General features: G+C 54.0%; 9 protein-coding genes and 1 pseudogene. 7 read left to right on the forward strand and 3 right to left on the reverse strand.

Going from position 1 to position 20282, the window contains the following annotated elements; all coding sequences use genetic code 11:
- A partial coding sequence (locus ACR0NE_RS20525) for a right-handed parallel beta-helix repeat-containing protein (RefSeq protein ID WP_480780093.1) occupies positions 1 to 2813 on the forward strand: 2813 nt, incomplete at its 5' end.
- A gap of 61 nt (positions 2814 to 2874) precedes the next feature.
- On the opposite strand, the gene ACR0NE_RS20530 is transcribed toward ACR0NE_RS20525, so the two are convergent.
- Positions 2875 to 3996, reverse strand: a complete 1122-nt coding sequence (locus ACR0NE_RS20530; RefSeq protein WP_170567819.1) for an acyltransferase family protein — start codon at positions 3994 to 3996, stop codon at positions 2875 to 2877.
- Positions 3997 to 4605: 609 nt separating this feature from the next.
- Here ACR0NE_RS20530 and ACR0NE_RS20535 point away from each other — a divergent pair.
- From ACR0NE_RS20535 to ACR0NE_RS20550, 4 genes are all read left to right on the forward strand, one after another.
- Positions 4606 to 6603: an acyltransferase family protein gene (locus tag ACR0NE_RS20535; protein ID WP_255612278.1), complete on the forward strand. Its 1998-nt coding sequence runs from the start codon at positions 4606 to 4608 to the stop codon at positions 6601 to 6603.
- Between the two features lie 298 nt (positions 6604 to 6901).
- A complete protein-coding gene (locus ACR0NE_RS20540; protein WP_170399638.1) occupies positions 6902 to 7957 on the forward strand; it encodes a glycosyltransferase family 61 protein in 1056 nt (351 codons plus the stop codon).
- A 71-nt stretch (positions 7958 to 8028) separates the two neighbouring features.
- Positions 8029 to 9108, forward strand: a complete 1080-nt coding sequence (locus tag ACR0NE_RS20545) for a DegT/DnrJ/EryC1/StrS family aminotransferase (protein WP_170598732.1) — start codon at positions 8029 to 8031, stop codon at positions 9106 to 9108.
- Between the two features lie 3 nt (positions 9109 to 9111).
- Positions 9112 to 10758: a hypothetical protein gene (locus ACR0NE_RS20550; protein ID WP_170598727.1), complete on the forward strand. Its 1647-nt coding sequence runs from the start codon at positions 9112 to 9114 to the stop codon at positions 10756 to 10758.
- 34 nt (positions 10759 to 10792) lie between these two features.
- Here ACR0NE_RS20550 and ACR0NE_RS20555 read toward each other — a convergent pair whose 3' ends face one another.
- A complete protein-coding gene (locus ACR0NE_RS20555) occupies positions 10793 to 12139 on the reverse strand; it encodes a glycosyltransferase (RefSeq protein WP_170598724.1) in 1347 nt (448 codons plus the stop codon).
- Positions 12140 to 12235: 96 nt separating this feature from the next.
- Positions 12236 to 12334: pseudogene (locus tag ACR0NE_RS20560) on the reverse strand (integrase core domain-containing protein); the annotation flags it as partial.
- A gap of 486 nt (positions 12335 to 12820) precedes the next feature.
- On the opposite strand from ACR0NE_RS20560, the gene ACR0NE_RS20565 reads away from it, so the two are divergent.
- Both ACR0NE_RS20565 and ACR0NE_RS20570 read left to right on the forward strand, forming a co-directional pair.
- Positions 12821 to 19267 carry a type I polyketide synthase gene (locus tag ACR0NE_RS20565; protein ID WP_170598721.1) on the forward strand — a complete coding sequence of 2149 codons (6447 nt, stop codon included), beginning with the start codon at positions 12821 to 12823 and terminating at the stop codon, positions 19265 to 19267.
- 2 nt (positions 19268 to 19269) lie between these two features.
- Positions 19270 to 20280 (forward strand): glycosyltransferase family 2 protein, encoded by a 1011-nt coding sequence (locus ACR0NE_RS20570; protein ID WP_170598718.1) that lies wholly within the window; start codon positions 19270 to 19272, stop codon positions 20278 to 20280.
- Positions 20281 to 20282: the final 2 nt, after the last annotated feature.

The raw sequence follows: 20282 nt of genomic DNA on the forward strand, positions 1-20282 counted from the left end.
CGCCTGTCGATGAGACGCCGGTGAACGAAGATCCCGTTGAGGATGATCCTGTTGATCCGACACCTGTTGATCCGACACCAGGTGATCAGGATGACAACTCGGATGGTGGCGGAATCCCACCCGTAGACGTGGATTCGGCCTTTTCCGTGGCCGGCGGTCGAGTGACAACGCTACAGGTGGAAAATAGCGAATCCGTTGAAAGTATTTCTATTCTGGAAGGCCCGGATCACGGGAACCTGACCGTGAACCCGGACAATACACTGGCGCTGGTGATGAGCCACGAGCAGGAGTTTTCGGGTCAGATAAACTTTACCTATGAAGTCACTTATGCAGGCGGTGCCACCGAAGTGCATGGTAGCACTGTGAACGTGCAGCCGACCACGCAGGGCGATGGCTGGGGAAAAGGTGACTTCTACATGCTCGAGCAGGATGAGAACGGGAATGTCGTTGTCGAGCATGGTGACAATCACCGTGAGGTCTATGTTTCGGGCAGCAATGATGCGCTGAGCATCTCGGATATCGCCGCCATTGAGGGGCTGCGTGCTGACCAGATTACGGCGCAATGGCTTGTCAACAATCCTGAATACGGCGGCAGTGAAGGTATGGCGCTGGACAGTCAGGCCGGGATGATGCTGTGGCGTCAGATCACGGGTTCCGGCTCCGAGCCGTCCTCGCACTGGCTCCTGTTTGAGCGCGGATATGAGTATGATGGGCTGGGTAGCATCATCGAATGGGGCACTCAAGGTGAGAGCCCCCTGCATCCGATTCATATTACCGCTTATGGTGACGGAGACCGCCCAACCCTTCATGACAACATCTCGATCATTGCCGAACAAAGCGACTATATTGTCTTCTCCGATCTGGAGGTGACCGGTGGGGTCCAATCTCTAACTGGATCTCACCTGTTGTTCGACAATGTGGATTTCAACAGCAATACTCTGCTGGTTGACGGTGCCGTTGGATTTACCCTGAATAACTCAACAGTCACAGATGTTTATCTTACGTCACCATTGGAGGGCGGGTCTTGGACTGGCTATGAGGGCGCGACGGGAATTCTAATGAGCAATACTGATGGTCTGCTCATCCAGAATACTCTGTTTGATCAAAATGGGTTTGCTCCAGACTATGACCCGAATTTGTCGACCTCTGGTGGCCAACCTCCGAGTGTGTTCAGTCACGGTGTCTACATTGACTACAACAACTTGGATGTCACATTCCGCGACAACATTGTGATGAATGCGGCAAACAATGCGATGATGATCCGCTCAGGCGGCTTCATCGAGGACAACGTCCTCGCAAACAGCAACGCGGCAGGCAACTTTGCCGGGGGCAATTGGAACGGTTCGGGCTACATTGGCAATTATACACTTTTTGCAGACAACGTCGTGACCTCGGCAGGCTATCACGTGGCAGAACATACTGGCGCGCCATCTATAGGGATACACAACAACGGTCTAGACACAACGATGATAGACAATATCATCGCGCACTTGGCCAACCCCGACAATCCGGAAGAGATAGCTTATAAGGAATGGGCAGGCTATGCTGTTGGTCACACCCAGAACCCTTTCTATGACGACACCATCGTATATAACTGGGATGGTTCAAGAGAAGAGCAACCAGACCAGAATATTGATGGTCTCAACACGGACATTCTTAACGCGACCACGATTCAGAATTTCACCCAGCAACTTCTGGGCGATCCGAATGCAGATATTCCGGATCTGGTGGCGTTTCTGCGGGCTCAGGCCGACGGCGAACTTGATCACTATGTGGACGCCGACCTGATCATTGACTTCTTCCAGACCGGCTTTGGCTTGGCCGTCGAGGAGCGCGTCATCGCTGAAACCGTGCGGTTCGTGCCCAGCGATCTGGGGGATGGTATCCGCTGGGACAACAGGCTCAACTGGACGACCGAAGACCTGCCTGGCAGCGTTGCCGGCGACAGTGTCGATCTGGGCGGCAATTGGGTCAGTTACGGTGGCACAACTGTCATTGCGAACCTCGAGTTGGGCGACGGCGGTACGCTGACCGTTGGTAATGGCAAGCTGACTGTCACTGGCGACACCACGGTCGGCGAAGATGGCGGCACGATTCAGGTCTCCAATGTCGGCCAATTGTGGATGAATGGCTATGGCGACGACGATACACTCGTGCTCAATGTCGACGGCGGCCGTTTCGTCAATACCGGTGATATGAGCGGGAGTGCCCAGACCACCGTCACGGATGGTCAGGCGATTTTGGCCACAGATGGTGCCAATTACGATGTCGAGGCTGGTGCGATCCTTCATGTTGAAGGCAACGATGCCAAGGTCGGTTTCGATGGAGAAACAGGCGACACCGCCGTGCTGCGCCTTGCCGAAGATGGTACGTTGGCCTTCTCGGCCGAGGATGGCGACATCGGCGGGATCGGGGAGTTCCGCTCAGGTGCCTTCGGTGACGACCCGGACGTCGCTTCGGGCGCGAACCTTGGTCTGGGTACGCTTGATCTGGACCTCTCTGGCCTTTCCGCCGGCACATATGAGCTGTTGTCCGTCGATGAGATAATCGGGGAGTTCTCCGACGTGTATTTCAATGGTTTGGCAGGCAACCATGACGCCGATCTGGTGGTCGATTACACCAATGATACGATCACCCTGTCGGTGACAGAGGGCTCGGGCTCCGTGAATATGTCCTATGTTGGTGAAGAGGGTGATATGGACGACCATGGCGCTGCACTTTGGGCGGCCTTGACAGATGGTCATGATCCGCATTCCGATACCCTGCCGACGGAAATCTATAACGAAGCCGAATTGGTCTATATGATTGGCTGAACCGGCCACTCAGATCCTCAGGGCGGTTGAGCATTCCTCTACCGCCCTTTTTCTACAGAAATCAGGGCTTCTGTAGCAGGCCGAGGAATGGCTTTCGGCGCTTGAATGACAGGAAGTAGTTTTCATAGGTTCTGAAGCTTATTTCAGCGATTGCGATGGAGATCGGAATATAAGCCAGAGTGACCAGAAGCGACCAGCTTGGATCACCCGCGGAGACGCCCAGAAATGCCAGGCCGCGGGTTGTGAAATCCAACCCGATCAGATGATACAGGTAGACGCCGTAACTGATCGCACCTACCCGCGCGACGGGTGGTAGTGACAGAACAGGGGACAATGCGTTGTCCTCCCGCACGACCAAAGACCCCAGCAGGAGCGCCATGATCAGATGCACAACAAGCTGTGGCCAACCTGTCAGGTTTACGGGTAGAAATTCCAGAGCAACTATCAAGACACCGAGCCAGATCAGCGCGCTCCATCGACCACCAAGGCCGCGTGACAGTACCATGTAGCCACGACGATTATTCAACAATACAGCCAGAAATGAGCCCAACAAGATGGCCTCATAAGCTCCCCCCGGTAGTGCCCAGACCGCGTTCTCGGTACGCAGCGGGCCTGGCCACATCCCCCATTGTTGGGCATAGGCACAAAATACGATGGCCGCCGCCAAAAGCCAGCCGCGGATATGGCGCATATGCAGGGTCAAAAGCAGGACCAGCGGCCAGAGCAGGTAGTATTGTTCCTCGACCGAAAGTGACCAGGTTGGTGCTAGAAGCGGGATTTCTTCGGTCAGGAAATTGGCCATAAAAAAATAGTAGAACTTGACCAACGGCACATATTGGGTCTCGCCTTTCAACGCGATGTAATAGATCGATAAGGCTGTCACGATCAGGAAATAGACCGGCAGGATCCGCAGCGCCCGACGCCAGTAGAAGCCCGCAATAGAAAATTGCCCCTTACGGGCCTCTTCGCGCAGTAGAAGCGTCGTAATCAAGAACCCACTGAGCACGAAGAACAGGTCCACACCAAGGAAGCCGCGATCCAACAGGCGTAAAGGTTCCTGACCCGGATCAAAGAGCGGGCTGTGGTGCCACAGTACTGCGCCGATGCAAAGACACCTGAGCCCGTCAAGCGAGCCGAAATGCCTTCGTGCAAGATAGTCGTCGTATAGATCTTTGGCCTGCATACAAAATAACCGCTCAAATTGCGCCGCTAGTATTACGAAACACCCCAAAAGAACCAGTGCCGGATTTGGTTTTAGGCCAAATGTTTAGCGGCGGCCACGCTGAAGGCCGCAGAGGATGAGACATTTTTTTGCCGCTGGAGCAAGAATAATGATCCCGTGACGCTCTTGCTGCAATTGTGCGACGGTCGTTCAAAATCCAAAGCGCCTAATAGACACTGTTCTGTGTTGAGAACATTTGATCACTTCAGCCCGCATATCAAAGCGCATCCGGTGTTGCGAATGCTCGTTATGGTCGTCTCAGGGACTTCTGCAGGCAATTCATCGACACAGTGAGAACATCACCAGTCGAACACCCGCTGATGTCTGCGACGGCAGAACTGTGCAGAGTTTAAAAATGGAAGGAGATCAAGAAAAAGACACCCTAAAAACAACGCTTGCAGCCCTGATTTGCCGTCGCCTAAACTGAAACCGAACCAGATCGTACTGTACGAAATCACCGACGTGTTCTGAAAAGCTCTGATAACAGACGAACGCGGCTTGGGTTTATCTTGTGTCGAAAGGTTGGGTGTATCGGTAAATTTGATTATTGAGTACTTCTAGGGACAAAGGATGACGGTCTCATCATCTGACTACAGACGTGAAATCGATGGCTTGCGCGCCTTGGCGATCCTGCCGGTTGTGTTTTTCCATTTTTCGCTCCCCGGTCTGGGTGGCGGGTTTGTTGGCGTTGATATCTTCTTTGTCATCTCCGGTTTTCTGATTGGCGGGTTGCTTTGGTCGGAACTCACCCAGACGGGTGGAATCCGATGGGACCAGTTTTTTCTCCGCCGGATACGGCGACTGGCACCAGCCTATTTCACGATGGCGATCAGTTGCCTTGTGGTCGGCTGGTTTGTCCTTCTGCCGTTCGAGTTTCAAGAGCTGGGCAAAGAGTTGATCTCTTCTACGGTCTATTTGTCCAACGTTTATTTCTACCTGTCTGCGGGATATTTCGACACCGCAGCGGACGAGAAACTTTTGTTACATACGTGGTCACTGGCGGTCGAAGAGCAGTTTTACATCATATTGCCGCTTTTTCTTTTGCTTTTACGACGTGCCCAAAAATGGCTGCCAGCTATCCTGATTAGTCTTGGGCTGGTGTCATTGGTGGCATGTATTGGCTTCACCTCCCTGTCTCAGCCCGCGGCTTTCTATCTGTTCCCCTTCCGGGCCTGGGAGCTTCTTGCTGGTGTTTGTCTGGCGATCTTTGGGCATCGCTATGGCTGGCGATGGTCCATACATCCGCTTGTCAGCTGGATCGGCTTACTGCTGATTGTTGGGTCCGTGACGCTGATCCCGTCGGACGAGAGTTTCCCGGGGATCTGGCCCCTTGCGCCGGTTCTGGGCGCAGTTCTGATCATCGGAAACGGTAAACATGACAATCCCGTCAATTGGGCATTGAACCATCCGGTGCTCGTCTTCATCGGGTTGATTTCCTATTCCCTCTACCTTTGGCACTGGCCGGTGATCGTGCTGGCCCAATACTATTCGGGTGAGGAATTGAGCCTGCTGGTACGAGTGATGTTGATCGGTGTCTCTGTGATATTGGCTTGGGCGTCCTTACGGTTCATTGAAAAACCTGTTCGTTTTGGCAATCTGAAACCTCAGGCGCTTTTGGGAGGCGCTGCCGGAGCCTCGATAATCACCCTAGGCGGTGGCGCGGTGATCTATCTTGGGGATGGGATAGTCGAACGCTTCCCCCACGATGTACGTACCCACATTGAAGCTTCACAGGACTTCAGATGGGATACACCGACCTGCCGTCTTTCCGAGAGCTATGCCTTTCCGGGCAGCACAGTTTGCCACATCGGCCCAGAAGGTGACCCTGAAGTATTGATTTGGGGAGACAGCCACCTTGTTGCTTTGTCGGCTGGTATAGAGGCTGCCGCAAGATCGGCTGGCGTGCCTACATTGGTTGTTTGGCAGCTTGGCTGCGCACCTGTGTTCGGGATTGGAAAGGACGAGAGCTTTCAGCCAGAATTAGAAGACAGGAAATGCGAAACCGCAAATACGTCTCTTCAGAAAGGCTTGGAAGAATTGCCGGATTTGAAGGCGGTGCTTTTAGTGAGTCGCTGGGCCTATCATGTTGAGGGTAAGGGCGTCGGCTTGGATGAAGGAACAACGACCAAGTTGTTTCCATCAATTGGCGGGCTTTCTGGGGATGATCAGCCACAACTTTTTGCAAAGGCTCTTCATTTTACCGTTGATGAACTGGAGAATAAATCTGACAGGGTGTTCGTATTGGAACATCCGCCAGAAATTTCAAACTATCTATCATATTTTTTGGCACGCGATGCGGCGCTACGTGGCATGGATGACAGCGAACTTATGGCCCGTACACTGGTTCAAAGCAAAGATTTGAAACAACGAATGTACAACACTAATCGAGCGCTCGAACCCGTGCTGCGTCGCCCGAATGTCACACTTCTGGAAACCTGGCCGGAGTTTTGTACGGGCGACATTTGTTCAGCGATGAAGGATGGAAGAGCCGCATATCACGACAACAACCACGTAACCATAACCACAGCCCTGGGTTTGCAACATCTGTTCTCCCCCGTTTTTGAATAGGGATGAATTAGCGAGAGGGAAATCTGTTTTCGAAAACCTTCTGGCCAGAAGGCAAAAATAACGGCATAAGCTCCGAAATTTATGATGAAACGCAATTTGGTATCACCAGACGCGGACCACGCGTGCTCTTTCCTCATAGAGTGAAAAGATCAAATCCTTGATTAAAACGTCATCCGCTCGCGATCCACTTTTTCAAAGACTGAGCCTTGCCTGATCGCTGTATGTTTGATGACCTTGCCAAGCCTTGTCTGTACAGTTGTAAAGTGCCGGCTTCCCAACCAGAGAGGATTCTTTTGTGGTGATCGACACTATCAAAATGCGTTGGATGGCCGCGCGCTTGGCACGGGGGCGCGGGGGCGACTTTCTGAGTAGGGCAGATCGTGTTCACGAACTGGCCCCAGGTGAGCGCTCCTCAAGCCAGCCTGCGGTGTATTCGGAAGTAGACCTGGAAAAAGTGCAAAGGATTGCTCCTTGGCGCAGCTGGGATATCGAACAGGTTTTGATCAAGGGCGCGCCAATGGACCACGGGCCGACCTTGTCTTACGAGATGTCAGATGTACTGGTTTCAGGCGCGTATCTTTATAAGGGTGCATTGCGGGGGCGCTATGGGGCGGGCAACGACAGATTGTTTGGGAAGCCCCAGAGAGAATGGCAGGAGTTGGACAGTGCACAACTTGTGACCTGCAGGGTCGGAAGTGAGCATTTCGGTCATTTCATGTGGGACAACCTGCCCATGGAGTTGTTGCCCGGGCCGAATGATCATCCAATCACCTTATGCGCGTTACCCCGCTGGCACGAAGAGGGATATCGTAAGGTCTTCGGTATGGCTGCACCGCCTGTGGTTATGCGTGGCCGTGTCAGGAATCTGACCGTTTACTCAGATGTCGGACAAAATGCATTCCGGGCAGCGAGGTATCAGGAGCTGCGGGCGCGGGCGCGTCGGTTTGTGTGTGCTGATGGACCTCTTCCGGACCGACGGGGCGTTTATATCCTGCGTGGGCGCGGTGGCGAGCGTCGTGAATTGATTAATGAGGCTGAAATTGCCCAAGAACTGAAGGCCGAGGGCTTCGTGATCATCGACCCTGACAAAATGGATGGGGAGGAAATTACCCGACTGTCTATGGGGGCTCGTGTCGTTGCTGGTGTCGAAGGCAGCCATATCGCCCACGCGCTTTTTTCCGTTGCCGATGGTGGTGCCTTTTTGATCATACAGCCACCAGATCGTTTTTCGATGGTATATAAAGAGTTTACTGACAGGATGGGCTTGTCTTACGCTTTCCTTGTCGGAGACCCGGTCGACAACGGATTTCAAGTTGAACCGGATAGTTTGAAACGCTTATTGGAAAGGCTTTGAAGCAGATTCCTCGAGATGCACGTACAATTGAAGAGCGGCTAAATTATAGCATTACCCTCAAGGGAATTGGGATGGAAAAGGCTGAAAAAAAAGCCCGAAAATTCACCACGCCACACTTAGCTGTGAAATTCGTTGAGGCGAAGAATCCAGACATACCTTTGGTCGCCAGCTTGTTGGAAACCTGTTCGGCCATGAACCAATGGGCCAACTTTGGACCTCTTTATGACCAGTTGGTCGCCGATTACTCCACGCATATGTCGCTGGGTTCTGAACTGACGCTGACGCCTTGTGCCAATGCTGGGATCGCGCTGGAGATGGCTGCACGAGCCCTGGCGGCTGACACAGGAGTGCCGAAACTGAGGTGGGTTGGGTCTGCCTTCAGCTTCAAGAACCTCGGGCGAGGATATTTCTCGGACATGTCTTTCGTCGATTGCGACGAACAGGGCGTCATGGACCTCGACGATATCCTGACGCTGGAGGCCGACAGCTATGATGGCATTATCGTTACCAACCCTTTTGGTCTGGTACGAGATTTTGACCGGTTCATCGCTTTTGCCAAGCAAACTGGCAAGCAGCTCATCATAGACAACGCTGCAGGGATGGCGCGCAACATTCCGCCTTGGCCGTGGCAGGTTTTCAGCCTGCACCACACGAAACCCTATGGATTGGGTGAAGGGGGGATGGTGCTATCGCCAGCTTCGGCGGCCCAGTTTCTGCGCCTGCTGATCAACTACGACCGGATACCAGAGGCGCCAGAATACTGGCTAAACAATGGCAAAATCTCTGACATCTCATGTGCGTTTCTGATTGCGCGGCTTGCAAACGTCGCTAAGTGGAAACCCGGTTATCTCGAACAGCGTACCCGCATTGCCGCCCTCTTCACGGACGCGGGCGCCGCATCGCTTTTGCCAACGGATGGAGCCCCGGTCACCAACAGCATACCCGTATTGTTGCCACGTCCGATTGATCATGCACGTCTTGCCACCCTGAAGCTTGGTGTGGATATCGCCCGGCAGTACCCGCCGCTTGCACCGCTGCCACAGGTCAGTGCCATTTACGAGCGGCTGATCAATTTCCCGACCCATCCCGATTTGAGCATTCTGACGGATGCAGAGATTTCAAAGGATATCGAACTTTTGCTCGAGCATTGACATATGGCCTATTCTTCACGTTCGGATCATGGACTGACGGCGCTGGTGGCGCTTCTGATCACCATGCTAGGTGCCGCTCTGGCATATTGGGTTCTGATGCCGACGGTTGGCATTGACGATGCCAACATCACGCAGGTTTATGGTCGCAACCTCGCGGCGGGGCATGGCTATGTCTACAATATCGGCGGCGAGCGGGTCGAAGGCTCAACCTCGCTTATCTGGACTCTGATCAACGCTGTGGCCTTCTGGATCTCAAGCACGCCTGAAATAGGCCTGGCAGCGCTTAGCACCGTGTTTGCCTGGGTTACACTCTTTAGCGCCATGCGGATCACCCGGGAGTTGACAGCTGAAAGTGGGCCGATCCCCGCGCTTCTGACCGGGGCGGCCTTTCTGGCCTTCCCGGCGTTTTTCGGCTGGATGATCTGGTCGCTGATGGATGTCACGCTGTGGGTCATGGTGATCGCAGTGATGGTTTGGCTCTTATGCCGGATCGACAGGGCAGGGCCGCGCGGTAATCTAGTTTTGGGGGTAGCGGTGCTGGCCGCGCTGTTGCCTGTGACGCGACCTGAAGGGATCGCACTGACCATGGCGCTTGCGGGGTTTTACGTATTGCGCTGGCTACTTTTTGCTGTGCCAGGTCTGTTGACCGGGCTTGTGATCGGATTGGCAGGCGCGGGGAGTTTTGCCGCCGCCACAGCGTGGCGGCTGAGTTATTTTGGTTATCCGGTTCCCAACACCTTCTATGCCAAAACCTCGACTGATCTTCTGGCGCAAGCTGAACTCGGCGCGCGCTATGTGTTGTCTTACTTACAAGAACCACAGAATGTCTTGTTGTTCGTCAGTTTCTGTCTGTCTGGTGCGATGGTGCTGTCACGTGGGGGCTGGGCGCAAAGGGGGGCCTTTTGGCTTTCGGTCTATCTGATCGTGGGCGGTGTAATGGTCTATACCGTACTTGGCGGAGATCACTTCGGATCACATCGGCAGTTTCTGTATTTCCTGCCGTTGGCCTTGCCCATCATTGTGGCTGGGTTGGCGAGTTGGACCCCCACAGATCGGCCGCAGTGGCAGATTTCAACCTTGCTGATTGTACCATTCGTCGTGATTGCCTTGGTGGCTGGAGCCCGTTTTGTGCAAACAAAAGGCAATATGATCATAGAATTTGCGATCGCGGACGCGGGACGTGTGCTTGGAGACAAGCTGAACGCACTTCCGGGCACACCTTCCATAGGTGTGTTCGCCGCTGGTGCCATTCGCATGACCTATGATCACGAAGTCCTGGATTTACTCGGATTGAACTGGACGAAAATGGCCCATGCGCCCGATGATGGTTACCGATCAGACGTGCCCAATCAGCATGGGTTCAACAGCAACGTGTTTTGGGAGAGTCCGCCAGATGTGTTGCCGATTTTTCCATCCGACAGCACGTGCCCGTCCGAATGGGTGCCGCTTTCCGGGTATCTAGATGCGGCCTCTGATCAAATTTCCCAGACCGAAAGATTCCGTGCGACCTACGATCTTTTTTGCGACGCTGGAGTGTCGTTTTATGCCGCGCGCGACTATGTCACCCAAAGTTGGGAAGGAGATGAAACAGGTGCTTTTCGGAAGATCCTGCCTAACCATTTAGAGGGTTCTCTGCCAGTAGCCGAATAACTGGATAGGATGTTCAACACTTGAGAATTAGTCTTTAAGAAGAAAAGTGAGGTTTCTTCATCTTTTGCTCAACAATGGGTAATTTTACGGGAAATGGGGTGGGTTTCTCGATTGAGCGTTTGGTAACCCAATCGTACACGTCGCTTATCTGTTGTGCCTTGGCTTGCCAGGTAAAGTGGTTTCTCACGTATTCTCTAATAACGTCTGATACTTCCACTAGTTCATCCAATTTGCTTAAAATGCTCTCTAACTCATCTCGAAACCGCTCGATTATCTCGTCGCGAGATCCTATCTGGACCTTGTAGCCCGTGCCAGAAATTACCAGTTCGCCCGGTCCAGCATAGTCTACTATAACTGGCACAAGTCCCATTGCCATTGCTTCCAATACCACACCTCCGCCAAATTCGCGGATGCTTGGAAAAGTTAATAACTGGCATTTGCTCGCGGTTTCTTGGACATCCTTGTGTTCAACCCAGCCATGAAAAAATACTGAATCTGTAACTCCAAGGTTTTGAGTGGTCGCTATCAAATCAGGCATCATCGGGCCATCACCGATGATATCTAGTGTCATTCGTCCGTCAGCAAGAAATGGGGCAGCGGCCTCTATTAGCATGTCAGGGCCTTTGTACGGTACGAGGCGCCCAATGAAGCATGCGCGCAAAGGTAAATTGCCAGAATGAGAAGCGACTTGGTTAAAGCGCGTCATATCGACAGCGTTTTCAGGAATATAAATGCACTTTGTTTGAAATTGTTTTGGGATCTCGCTTTCAGTGTATCTTGATCCCGTCAAAATAGCACTTGCCGAAGCCAATGTTGCAGTTCTTCCGGGCAGGAGTTTATAGGCTCCTCGCACATAAGATAGCCACTCACGTTCTCGTCTTCGCTCTGCATCAAATCCGTCAGGCCAAGGCACGCCCCCGTTCAGTGGCCCTAGCACAAATGGGACGCCTGCCCTTAAACATCGTTTTGCCAAAGAACTTGGGGCGGTTGGTGAAAGGGGTGTAATACGATGGACAATGTCATAGTATCCTTCCCGAATGCGGCTGCCGAACTTTCTCCAGACGAGTTTTTCGAAATAGGGATAAGCGATGGCACTAATCGCCGCCTCGGTGGTCCATCCCTTTCCCTCTCCCATGCGCAAAACACTGGCGATTTTCCACATGGGCCGTGCTAGTGCCTCGGAATCTAATGCGGTGAAATCGGTGCCTTCTTGTAGCCCCGCCCGCGCTATTGCTTCGCGATTTCGTATTTGCGTCACTAGGTGAACATCCGCAACTTCTCGTAGTGCGTTGTACAGCGACCATCCAACAAGGGGGACACTCACCCACTCAGGGTTTGCGGCTTCAGCAATAACCAGCACTCGCAGTTTCTTAGTACTCATGTTACTTAGTCTTTCTTTGCATATTGGCTGAGTGTCTGGATTTCAAAGAAGCTGTTTTGATCTGATCAGCCCCACTTTAGTGGTCCAATTTGATTGTTAGTGCACGACTGGCGTTTGGTCCATCTGGATGATGGATGCTGAGACCGGAGGGCGGTAGCCCAGAGCACTGTGTGGTCGTTTCGTGTTGTAATGTTTCTTCTATTACTCGATCAGGAATATTATCGGTAACATACCGTCTAGGCCAGATAACGGTCGATCAAGACTTCAACGCCACGGAGGACTGAAAAAGATTCTGCAGCATCTGCCAAGAGATAGAGAAGAGTTGCGCCCGTTACGTTCTCGTCAAATCTAGACAAAAATGGTCCGCTCAGACCGCTTGAGAAATACAGTTGCTAACCTGCGTCTGACATCAGACAATAACGCAACAAAACTACCCTAAAGCGACTTTCTGTATCCATTTTGCAGACAGTCTATCGTTGAGTTAAACAGATTTCACGCGTCTTATGGTCGCGCAAACCAAGGCATTTTCTGGAGAGTTCCTTTAGCTTATGAAAAATGTGTCTCATTCTGTTGGGATAAAAATCCTCACAAAATTTGTATAGTGTTTAAAATGCCAGATTTGTTTGGCAACATTGTTCGCACTGCATAAGATCAATGCGGTTCAGTCATAGGTGTATTTAAGTGAGTAGTTCCGTTCGGGAAAACGATATTGCCATTGTTGGCATGGCCGCGCATTTGCCTGGGGCGGCCTCGGTTGAAGAGTATTGGCACAACCTGCGGGACGGCATTGAATCCATCCGCCATCTTAGCGAAGACGATCTACGCGCAGCGGGTGAAGCTCCGCATTTGCTAAACCGACCGGATTATGTGCCTTTTGCCGCCCCTCTGGAGGGGTTTGAGGGTTTTGATGCCGAGTTTTTTGGCCTCTCCCCCAAGGAAGCTGCCATCATGGATCCGCAGCATCGCCAATTCCTTGAGGTGTCTTGGGAAGCTCTGGAAAATGCCGGCCATACACCCGAGAGCTTTTCAGGTCCGATTGGAGTCTTCGCCGGTTGTGGTATGGGCAGCTATTTTTATTTCAACATCTGCTCGAATGCTGACCTTGTGGACGACGTGGGCATGTTCCTGTTGCGTCATACCGGCAATGACAAGGATTTCCTCTCGACGCGGCTGAGCCATATTCTTGATCTCAAAGGCCCCAGCGTGAATGTGCAAACGGCCTGTTCAACCTCACTGGTGGCAACACATTATGCTACGCAAGCGCTGTTGACCGGTGAGTGTGATATGGCGATTGCCGGGGGTGTCACCATCGAGCTGCCGCAAAATCGCGGCTATATCTACAAAGAAGGTGAGGTCCTGTCGCCGGATGGTCATTGCCATGCCTTTGATCATCGGGCGCAGGGGACGGTTTTTGGATCGGGGGCGGGGGCCGTTATCCTTCGCCGCTTGTCAGATGCAATTGCCGATGGCGATCACATCTGGGGTGTGATCAGGGGCACGGCGATCAACAATGATGGTGCTGACAAGGCCGGGTATCTGGCTCCTTCCGTCGAAGGACAGGCCGCCGCCATATCGGAAGCCCATGTCATGGCCGATGTTACGGCAGATACGCTCGACTATGTGGAATGCCACGGCACTGGTACATATCTTGGTGACCCGATCGAGGTGGCTGCGCTGACACAGGCCTTTTCTGACACCACCGATGAGACGGGTTTTTGCAAGCTTGGGTCGGTGAAAACCAATATTGGCCATCTGGATACAGCCGCCGGTGTGGCGAGTCTGATCAAGGCATCCTTGGCCCTGTATCATCAGGAAATCCCACCAAGCCTGGGCTATGAAAAACCCAATCCGGCGATAGATTTCGAAGACAGCCCGTTTCGCGTCAATGATCAGTTGACCCCATGGGCATCTCACAAAGGGCCACGACGCGCCGGAGTGAACTCGCTGGGTGTTGGAGGTACCAATGCTCATGTGGTGCTGGAGGAAGCACCCGCACGGGCCGCATCTGAGTCATCAGATTGGCCGTTCCAGTTGTTAACTATTTCTGCGCACAGCAAAAAGGCGCTTGAGGGCAATTCAGCTGCACTGGCCGCACATTTGCGGCGGCATCAGGATGAAGATCTGGCTGATATTGCATGGACCCTCAAAGAAGGCCGCCAGGGATTTGAAAAACGCCGTGTGATTGCTGCTGAAAGCCACGAGGAAGCCGCGGCGCTTCTGGAAGGCGGCGACCCTCGCCGGGTCTTTACGCATTCCGTCATCTCCGACAATCCCGATCATGTCTTCATGTTCCCCGGGGGCGGCGCACAATATGCCGGCATGGCGCGCGATCTCTATGAAACAGAGCCTGTTTTTGCCGATTGGATGGATCGCGGATTGGAGATTTTGCAGCCCAAGATCGATTATGACATCCGTTCATTGTGGCTGCCGGAACCCGGACAGGAAGCCGAGGCCGACGCGCGCCTGACCACGCCGTCGGTGCAATTACCGCTGATCATGATCACGGAATATGCGCTGGCGCAGCTCTGGATCAGTTGGGGTGTGGAACCAGCCGCGCTTGTCGGTCATTCCATGGGGGAAAACACCGCTGCTTGTGTGGCCGGTGTCATGTCCTTTGAAGACTGCATCGGCCTTGTACATCTGCGCGGCCAGCTTTTTGATACTGTGCCCGCAGGTGGCATGCTGAGCGTACCGCTGCCTGCAGATGAGTTGCGCCCGCTGCTGGGGGATGATCTGGATTTGGGCGCGGTGAACGCTCCGGGTTTGAGTATTGCAACCGGGCCTCAGGCCGCGCTTGACGCGCTTGCAGACCGATTGCAGGCGCAGGACATCGACTGTCAACGTATCCAGATCGACATCGCCGCCCATTCCCGCATGTTAGAGCCGATCCTGCAGGATTTCGGGGACTACCTGCGCAGTATCACCCTGAACGCTCCGCAAATTCCTTTTCCGTCGAACCGGAGCGGCACCTGGATCACAACCGAGGAAGCAACTGATCCAGAATACTGGGTTGGGCATCTCAGAAACACTGTTCATTTCGCAGATTGCATCACCACACTGGCAGAAAACCCCGAACGGATTTTCATCGAGGTTGGTCCGGGCAAAGCGCTGGCCTCGTTAACGGGTCAGCATGACAAGGTTGACGCCAACCAAGTTATCGGCAGCTTGCGCCATCCAAAGGATGACATCGCTGATGACGCATATTTCCTGGCGATGCTGGGTCGGGTCTGGGCGTTGGGCGGAGATTTTGACTGGGGCCAGTATTGGGGCGAGGCGCGCCGCAATCGCGTCGTGTTGCCCAGCTACGCCTTCCAACGCGCGCCTTATTTCATTGAGCCGGGCAAAGCCCAGTCAGATGCTGAAACTCAATGGTTGATGCGCAGCGATGATCCCGCTGGCTGGGGGTATCGTGTCAGCTGGACCCCTACCTATGCTGCTTGCGATATCGACGTGGCGCAGGGCCTGGAAGATGTGCCACCAGAAAGCTGGCTTGTCTTTGAAGATGAAGCGGGGCTGTGTCGTCAATTGGCTGAGCGCCTGCGTGGTGCTGGCCATGCCGTCATCACGGTGGTTCCTGGCGACGGTTTTGCGCGCATCCATGAAGATCACTACTGTCTTGCCCCGGAGCGGGGGCGCGAAGGCTATGACATGCTGCTCAGGGATTTGTCGGATCAGAGCCGCCTGCCCACACGTATCGTGCATGGCTGGTCCCTGACAGACCGTGAAAGTTTCCGCCCTGGCAGCAGTTTCTTCCATCGCAATCTGGAGCAAGGCTTTTACAGTCTCTTTTTCCTGGCGCAGGCGATTGGCGAAGAAGACCTACCAATGCCGCTGCACATGCATGTGCTGAGCTCGGGCGCATTACAGGTTCGGGATGAAGATTTACCGCACCCGGAAAAAGCCACGCTGACAGGTCCTACGCGGGTGATCCCGCGCGAGTTTCCCGGCCTGACATGTGCCCTGCTCGATATCGATCTGCCTCAAGCCGAAGGCAAACGCCGCCGCCCGGCGCTGCCCGGCGACATGGTGGGTCAGGTGCTTGAGGATCTGCTGGCAGAACCTGCCACGCTGACGGCGGCCATTCGCGGCGGCAAACGCTATGTACAGGGGTACCGGTCGCAGCCTCTGCCTGAGCCTGACATTGCAGATTTACCTCTGCGAAACGGGGGCACTTATCTGATCACCGGTGGGTTCGGAGGTATTGGGCTCACATTGTCCGAAGCTCTGATCCGCAAAACCGGAGCCAACATCGTTCTTATGGCCCGTAGCCCTCTGCCTGCGCGTGACAGCTGGGAACAAATACTGCATCAGAATGCTCCGCAGGACCGAACCGTCCGGAACATCCGCGCCATCCAGACACTTGAAGCCGCTGGCGGGAAGGTCCTGCCGATTGCTGGGGACGTCAGCAATGTCGAAGACATGCAGCGCATCATTGCGCGCAGCGCGCAAGAGTTCGGAGAAATCCATGGTGTCATTCATGCCGCTGGCTTGATCGATGACGCGCCCATTATGACCAAGTCCATGATGGAGATTGAAGACGTCTTTACCCCCAAGATTCACGGCACACAGGTGCTTGATCAGGTATTTCCTGACGGGGCGCTTGACTGGCTGGTTTTGTTTTCCTCGACCTCGACGGCAACCGCGCCCATTGGGCAGATAGATTATGTGGCCGCAAATGAGTATCTCAACGCCTATGCGCGCGCGCGCTCGGAAGACCAAACACAGGTGTTGGCTGTAAACTGGGGCATCTGGTCCGATGTGGGCATGGCCGCGGACGCCATGGAAACGCGTATCGGGCCCGAGGAAGCGCCGGTTGAACCGATTGACCAACCCATGTTGGACAACGCCACTTTTGACCGGTCCGGAAATCGGGTTTTTACCGCAGAGTATGAAGTGGCGGAGCGCTGGTTCCTTGATGATCACCGTACCAAGGCGGGTCAGGCGCTGGTGCCGGGCACAGGCTATCTGGAGCTTGCCTCCGAAGCCCTGCGCGCCCAAGGCGAAACCGGCCCGTTCGAAATTCGCGACCTTTATTTTCTGCGTCCGCTGGCTGTTGACGATGATGCCGGGCAACAAGTGCAACTGCGCCTGCCACGCAGCGATATGGGCTATGATCTGGTGATACAGAGCGCACCTGAAGGGGGATCGAGCTTTGAGATGAACGCGCAGGCCAGCCTGTCGCTCTTGCCGCTGGAAAACCCAGAACCTCTTGATATTGCTGCTATCATCGCCCGATGCGCTCCGCAGTACAAAGCCGAAGAAAATGCGCGCCTGACAGCTGCACAAGAAGCACATTTGAAGTTCGGCCCACGCTGGCAGGTTCTGACCCAAACAGCACTTGGAGCCGAGGAAGGGATCGCCCATCTCAGCCTGCGTGGAAGCCTAACTGACGATCTGACCGCAGGCTATGATCTGCACCCCGGCTTGATGGATTTGGCGACGGGATGGGCGATGGAGTTGATCGAAGGCTATCAACCTACCCATCTGTGGGTGCCCGTTTCGTATCGCTCGGTGAAAGTGCACCACCCGCTTGGGCCACAAATCGTGAGCTGGGTGCGCAGCGCTGGTGACAATCAGGCTGACGGCGAAACGGCCAGTTTCGATGTCATAATTGCCCTGCCTGATGGCAGTGTCTGTGTCGAAGTCGAAGGCTTCACCATTCGGCGAATAGAATCCGTTGCCGACTTTGCCCATAGTGAAGCACCAAACACCGCGAGTACGGGTGATGTGGAACTTGCACAACCTCTGTCGCCTGCCGAAGAGCGCCTGCGTCATAACTTGTCGCAAGGTATTTCCTCGACAGAAGGCGCTGACCTCTTCTTCCGCGCACTAAGGTTGAACCAATCGCAGGTCATTCTCTCATCATTGGACCTGAACGGACTGATTGAACAGGCCGCAGAGACGGGCGCGTCCACCGGTGACAGCGAGCAGAAATTCCAGCGCCCAGACCTCGACGGGGAATATGTGGCGCCGGACAATGACATTGAACGTCGATTGGCCGGGTTCTGGCAGGAGCTGCTGGGGGTTGATCAGATCGGGGTCGAGGACAGTTTCTTCGACCTTGGAGGGCATTCCCTGATCGCCGTCCGGCTTTTTGCGCAGATTCGGAAAACCTACAATGTGGACTTCCCTATTTCAGTGCTGTTCGAGGCGCCTACTATTCGCAAATGTGCCGAATTGATCGCCGCACGTGGTGTCCCCACCGAGGGCACTGCGGAAGTGACCCCAGCAAATGCACCAGTCGCACCTACACGTCGCTTTACGCATCTGGTGCCGATGCATTCGGGCGAAGGTGGATCGAAGACACCCTTCTTCCTGGTGGCGGGCATGTTTGGCAATGTGCTCAACTTGCGCCATCTGGCCCATCTGATCGGATCCGACCGACCCTTCTATGGACTGCAGGCTCGCGGCCTTTACGGCGACGAGGAGCCCCACCGTGATCTGTGCGAAGCGGCATGTGATTATATCGCCGAAATGCGTCAGGTTCAGCCACATGGCCCCTATATGTTGGGTGGGTTTTCCGGCGGTGGTATTACCGCTTACGAGATTGCCCGCCAGTTAACGGAAGCAGGTGAGGAAGTTCTGGCGTTGATCATGCTGGATACACCTTTGCCGGTCCCCCGGGCGTTGAGTACGCGGGATCGAGCGGTGATCCAGTGGCTTGAGCTGAAGAAGAAGGGGTTATCTTACCCGATAACTTGGCTAAAAAACCGTATCGCCTGGGAGGTCGAGAAACGACAGCGTCGTCTTGAAGACGATACCACGACAGCAGGTCAAAATTTCCACGATACCGCCATTGAAGCTGCGTTTTTGGAAAGTATCGCCAATTACCCGCTCAAACCTTGGGATGGGCCGCTGACTCTGTTCCGCCCGCCACTTGTTGGTAAATGGCAGGTCGCGCCAGACCGTCTGGTCAATGACGATCGCGACTACCTGAGCCCTGATAATGACTGGACCGAATGGGCTCCTAAACTTGAGATACATGAAGTCCCCGGAGATCATGACTCCATGGTGTTGGAGCCCAATGTACGAGTACTCGCGGCTCGGATGCGGCGCAGTCTGGAAGCCGCAGACAAATCCGCACTCTCTACCCCTCTTCGACAACTCCGGCAGGAGGCGGCTGAATAACAATGCCCGGTTCTGCCGTCCTTACCATTATTCTGAATTATAAGACTGCCGAGATGAGCCTGCGCTCAGCCGAAGCAGCCCTCAAGGCAATGGAAGGTGTCGAAGGCGAAATCATCCTTGTCGACAATAATTCACAAGACAGGTCATTTGAGCGGATGTGTGCACATGCCGCCTCGCAAGGTTGGAATAAAAACAACAGGGTCAGAGTACTGCAATCCGAGCACAATGGTGGTTATGGAGCAGGCAACAACGTTGGTATTCGCGCCAAGCTCAGCAATGGGCATGCACCTGATTACATTTATGTGCTGAACTCTGACGCTTTTCCCGAAAAAGAGGCCATCCGTATCCTGCGTGATCATCTCGATACCAACCCACAAACTGGTTTTGCCGGCAGCTATATTCACGGCGAAGATGATGATCCGCATCTGACCAGTTTCCGCTTTCCGTCGATCGCCAGTGAATTTGAAAGCGCAATCCGCTTTGGGCCGGTTAGCCGGATTCTGGCGCATCGTGTTGTTCCAATTCCAATCCCCGATCACAGTCGCCCAGTCGATTGGCTGGCTGGGGCAAGTCTGATGATGCGTCAAAGCCTCCTTGATGAAATTGGTTTGTTTGACGAGACCTTCTTTCTGTATTTCGAAGAAACAGATTTATGCCGCCGCGCTGCAAAAGCCGGGTATCAGACATACTATTTGCGAGACAGTCGCGTCATGCATATCGGTTCGGTATCGACTGGCATGAAGTCCTGGAGCCGAGTGCCAACGTATTGGTTCGACTCGCGTCTATACTATTTCACTAAAAACCACGGTGCTCTTTATGCGGTTGGGGCGACCCTTGCTCATCTGAGCGGCGGTTTTCTGCATTGGCTACGTTGTCTGATTACCCGCAGGAAACGCGACGTACCGCCTTTCTTTCTAACGACTTTAGCTTGGCACGATTTAAAGGCTGGCCTGTACGCTTGCCTGCCCAATAATAGGCGAGAACATCGGCCTGATCCTATTCCTGGAGAGTAACA

It is taken from the genome of Ruegeria sp. C9, assembly GCF_056537585.1.

Bases quoted from the DNA above. Each gene is read 5' to 3' on its own strand.
- ACR0NE_RS20530 (WP_170567819.1), bottom strand. From the start codon at position 3,996: ATGCAGGCCAAAGATCTATACGACGACTATCTTGCACGAAGGCATTTC.
- ACR0NE_RS20535 (WP_255612278.1), top strand. From the start codon at position 4,606: ATGACGGTCTCATCATCTGACTACAGACGTGAAATCGATGGCTTGCGC.
- ACR0NE_RS20545 (WP_170598732.1), top strand. From the start codon at position 8,029: ATGGAAAAGGCTGAAAAAAAAGCCCGAAAATTCACCACGCCACACTTA.
- ACR0NE_RS20550 (WP_170598727.1), top strand. From the start codon at position 9,112: ATGGCCTATTCTTCACGTTCGGATCATGGACTGACGGCGCTGGTGGCG.
- ACR0NE_RS20555 (WP_170598724.1), bottom strand. From the start codon at position 12,139: ATGAGTACTAAGAAACTGCGAGTGCTGGTTATTGCTGAAGCCGCAAAC.
- ACR0NE_RS20570 (WP_170598718.1), top strand. From the start codon at position 19,270: ATGCCCGGTTCTGCCGTCCTTACCATTATTCTGAATTATAAGACTGCC.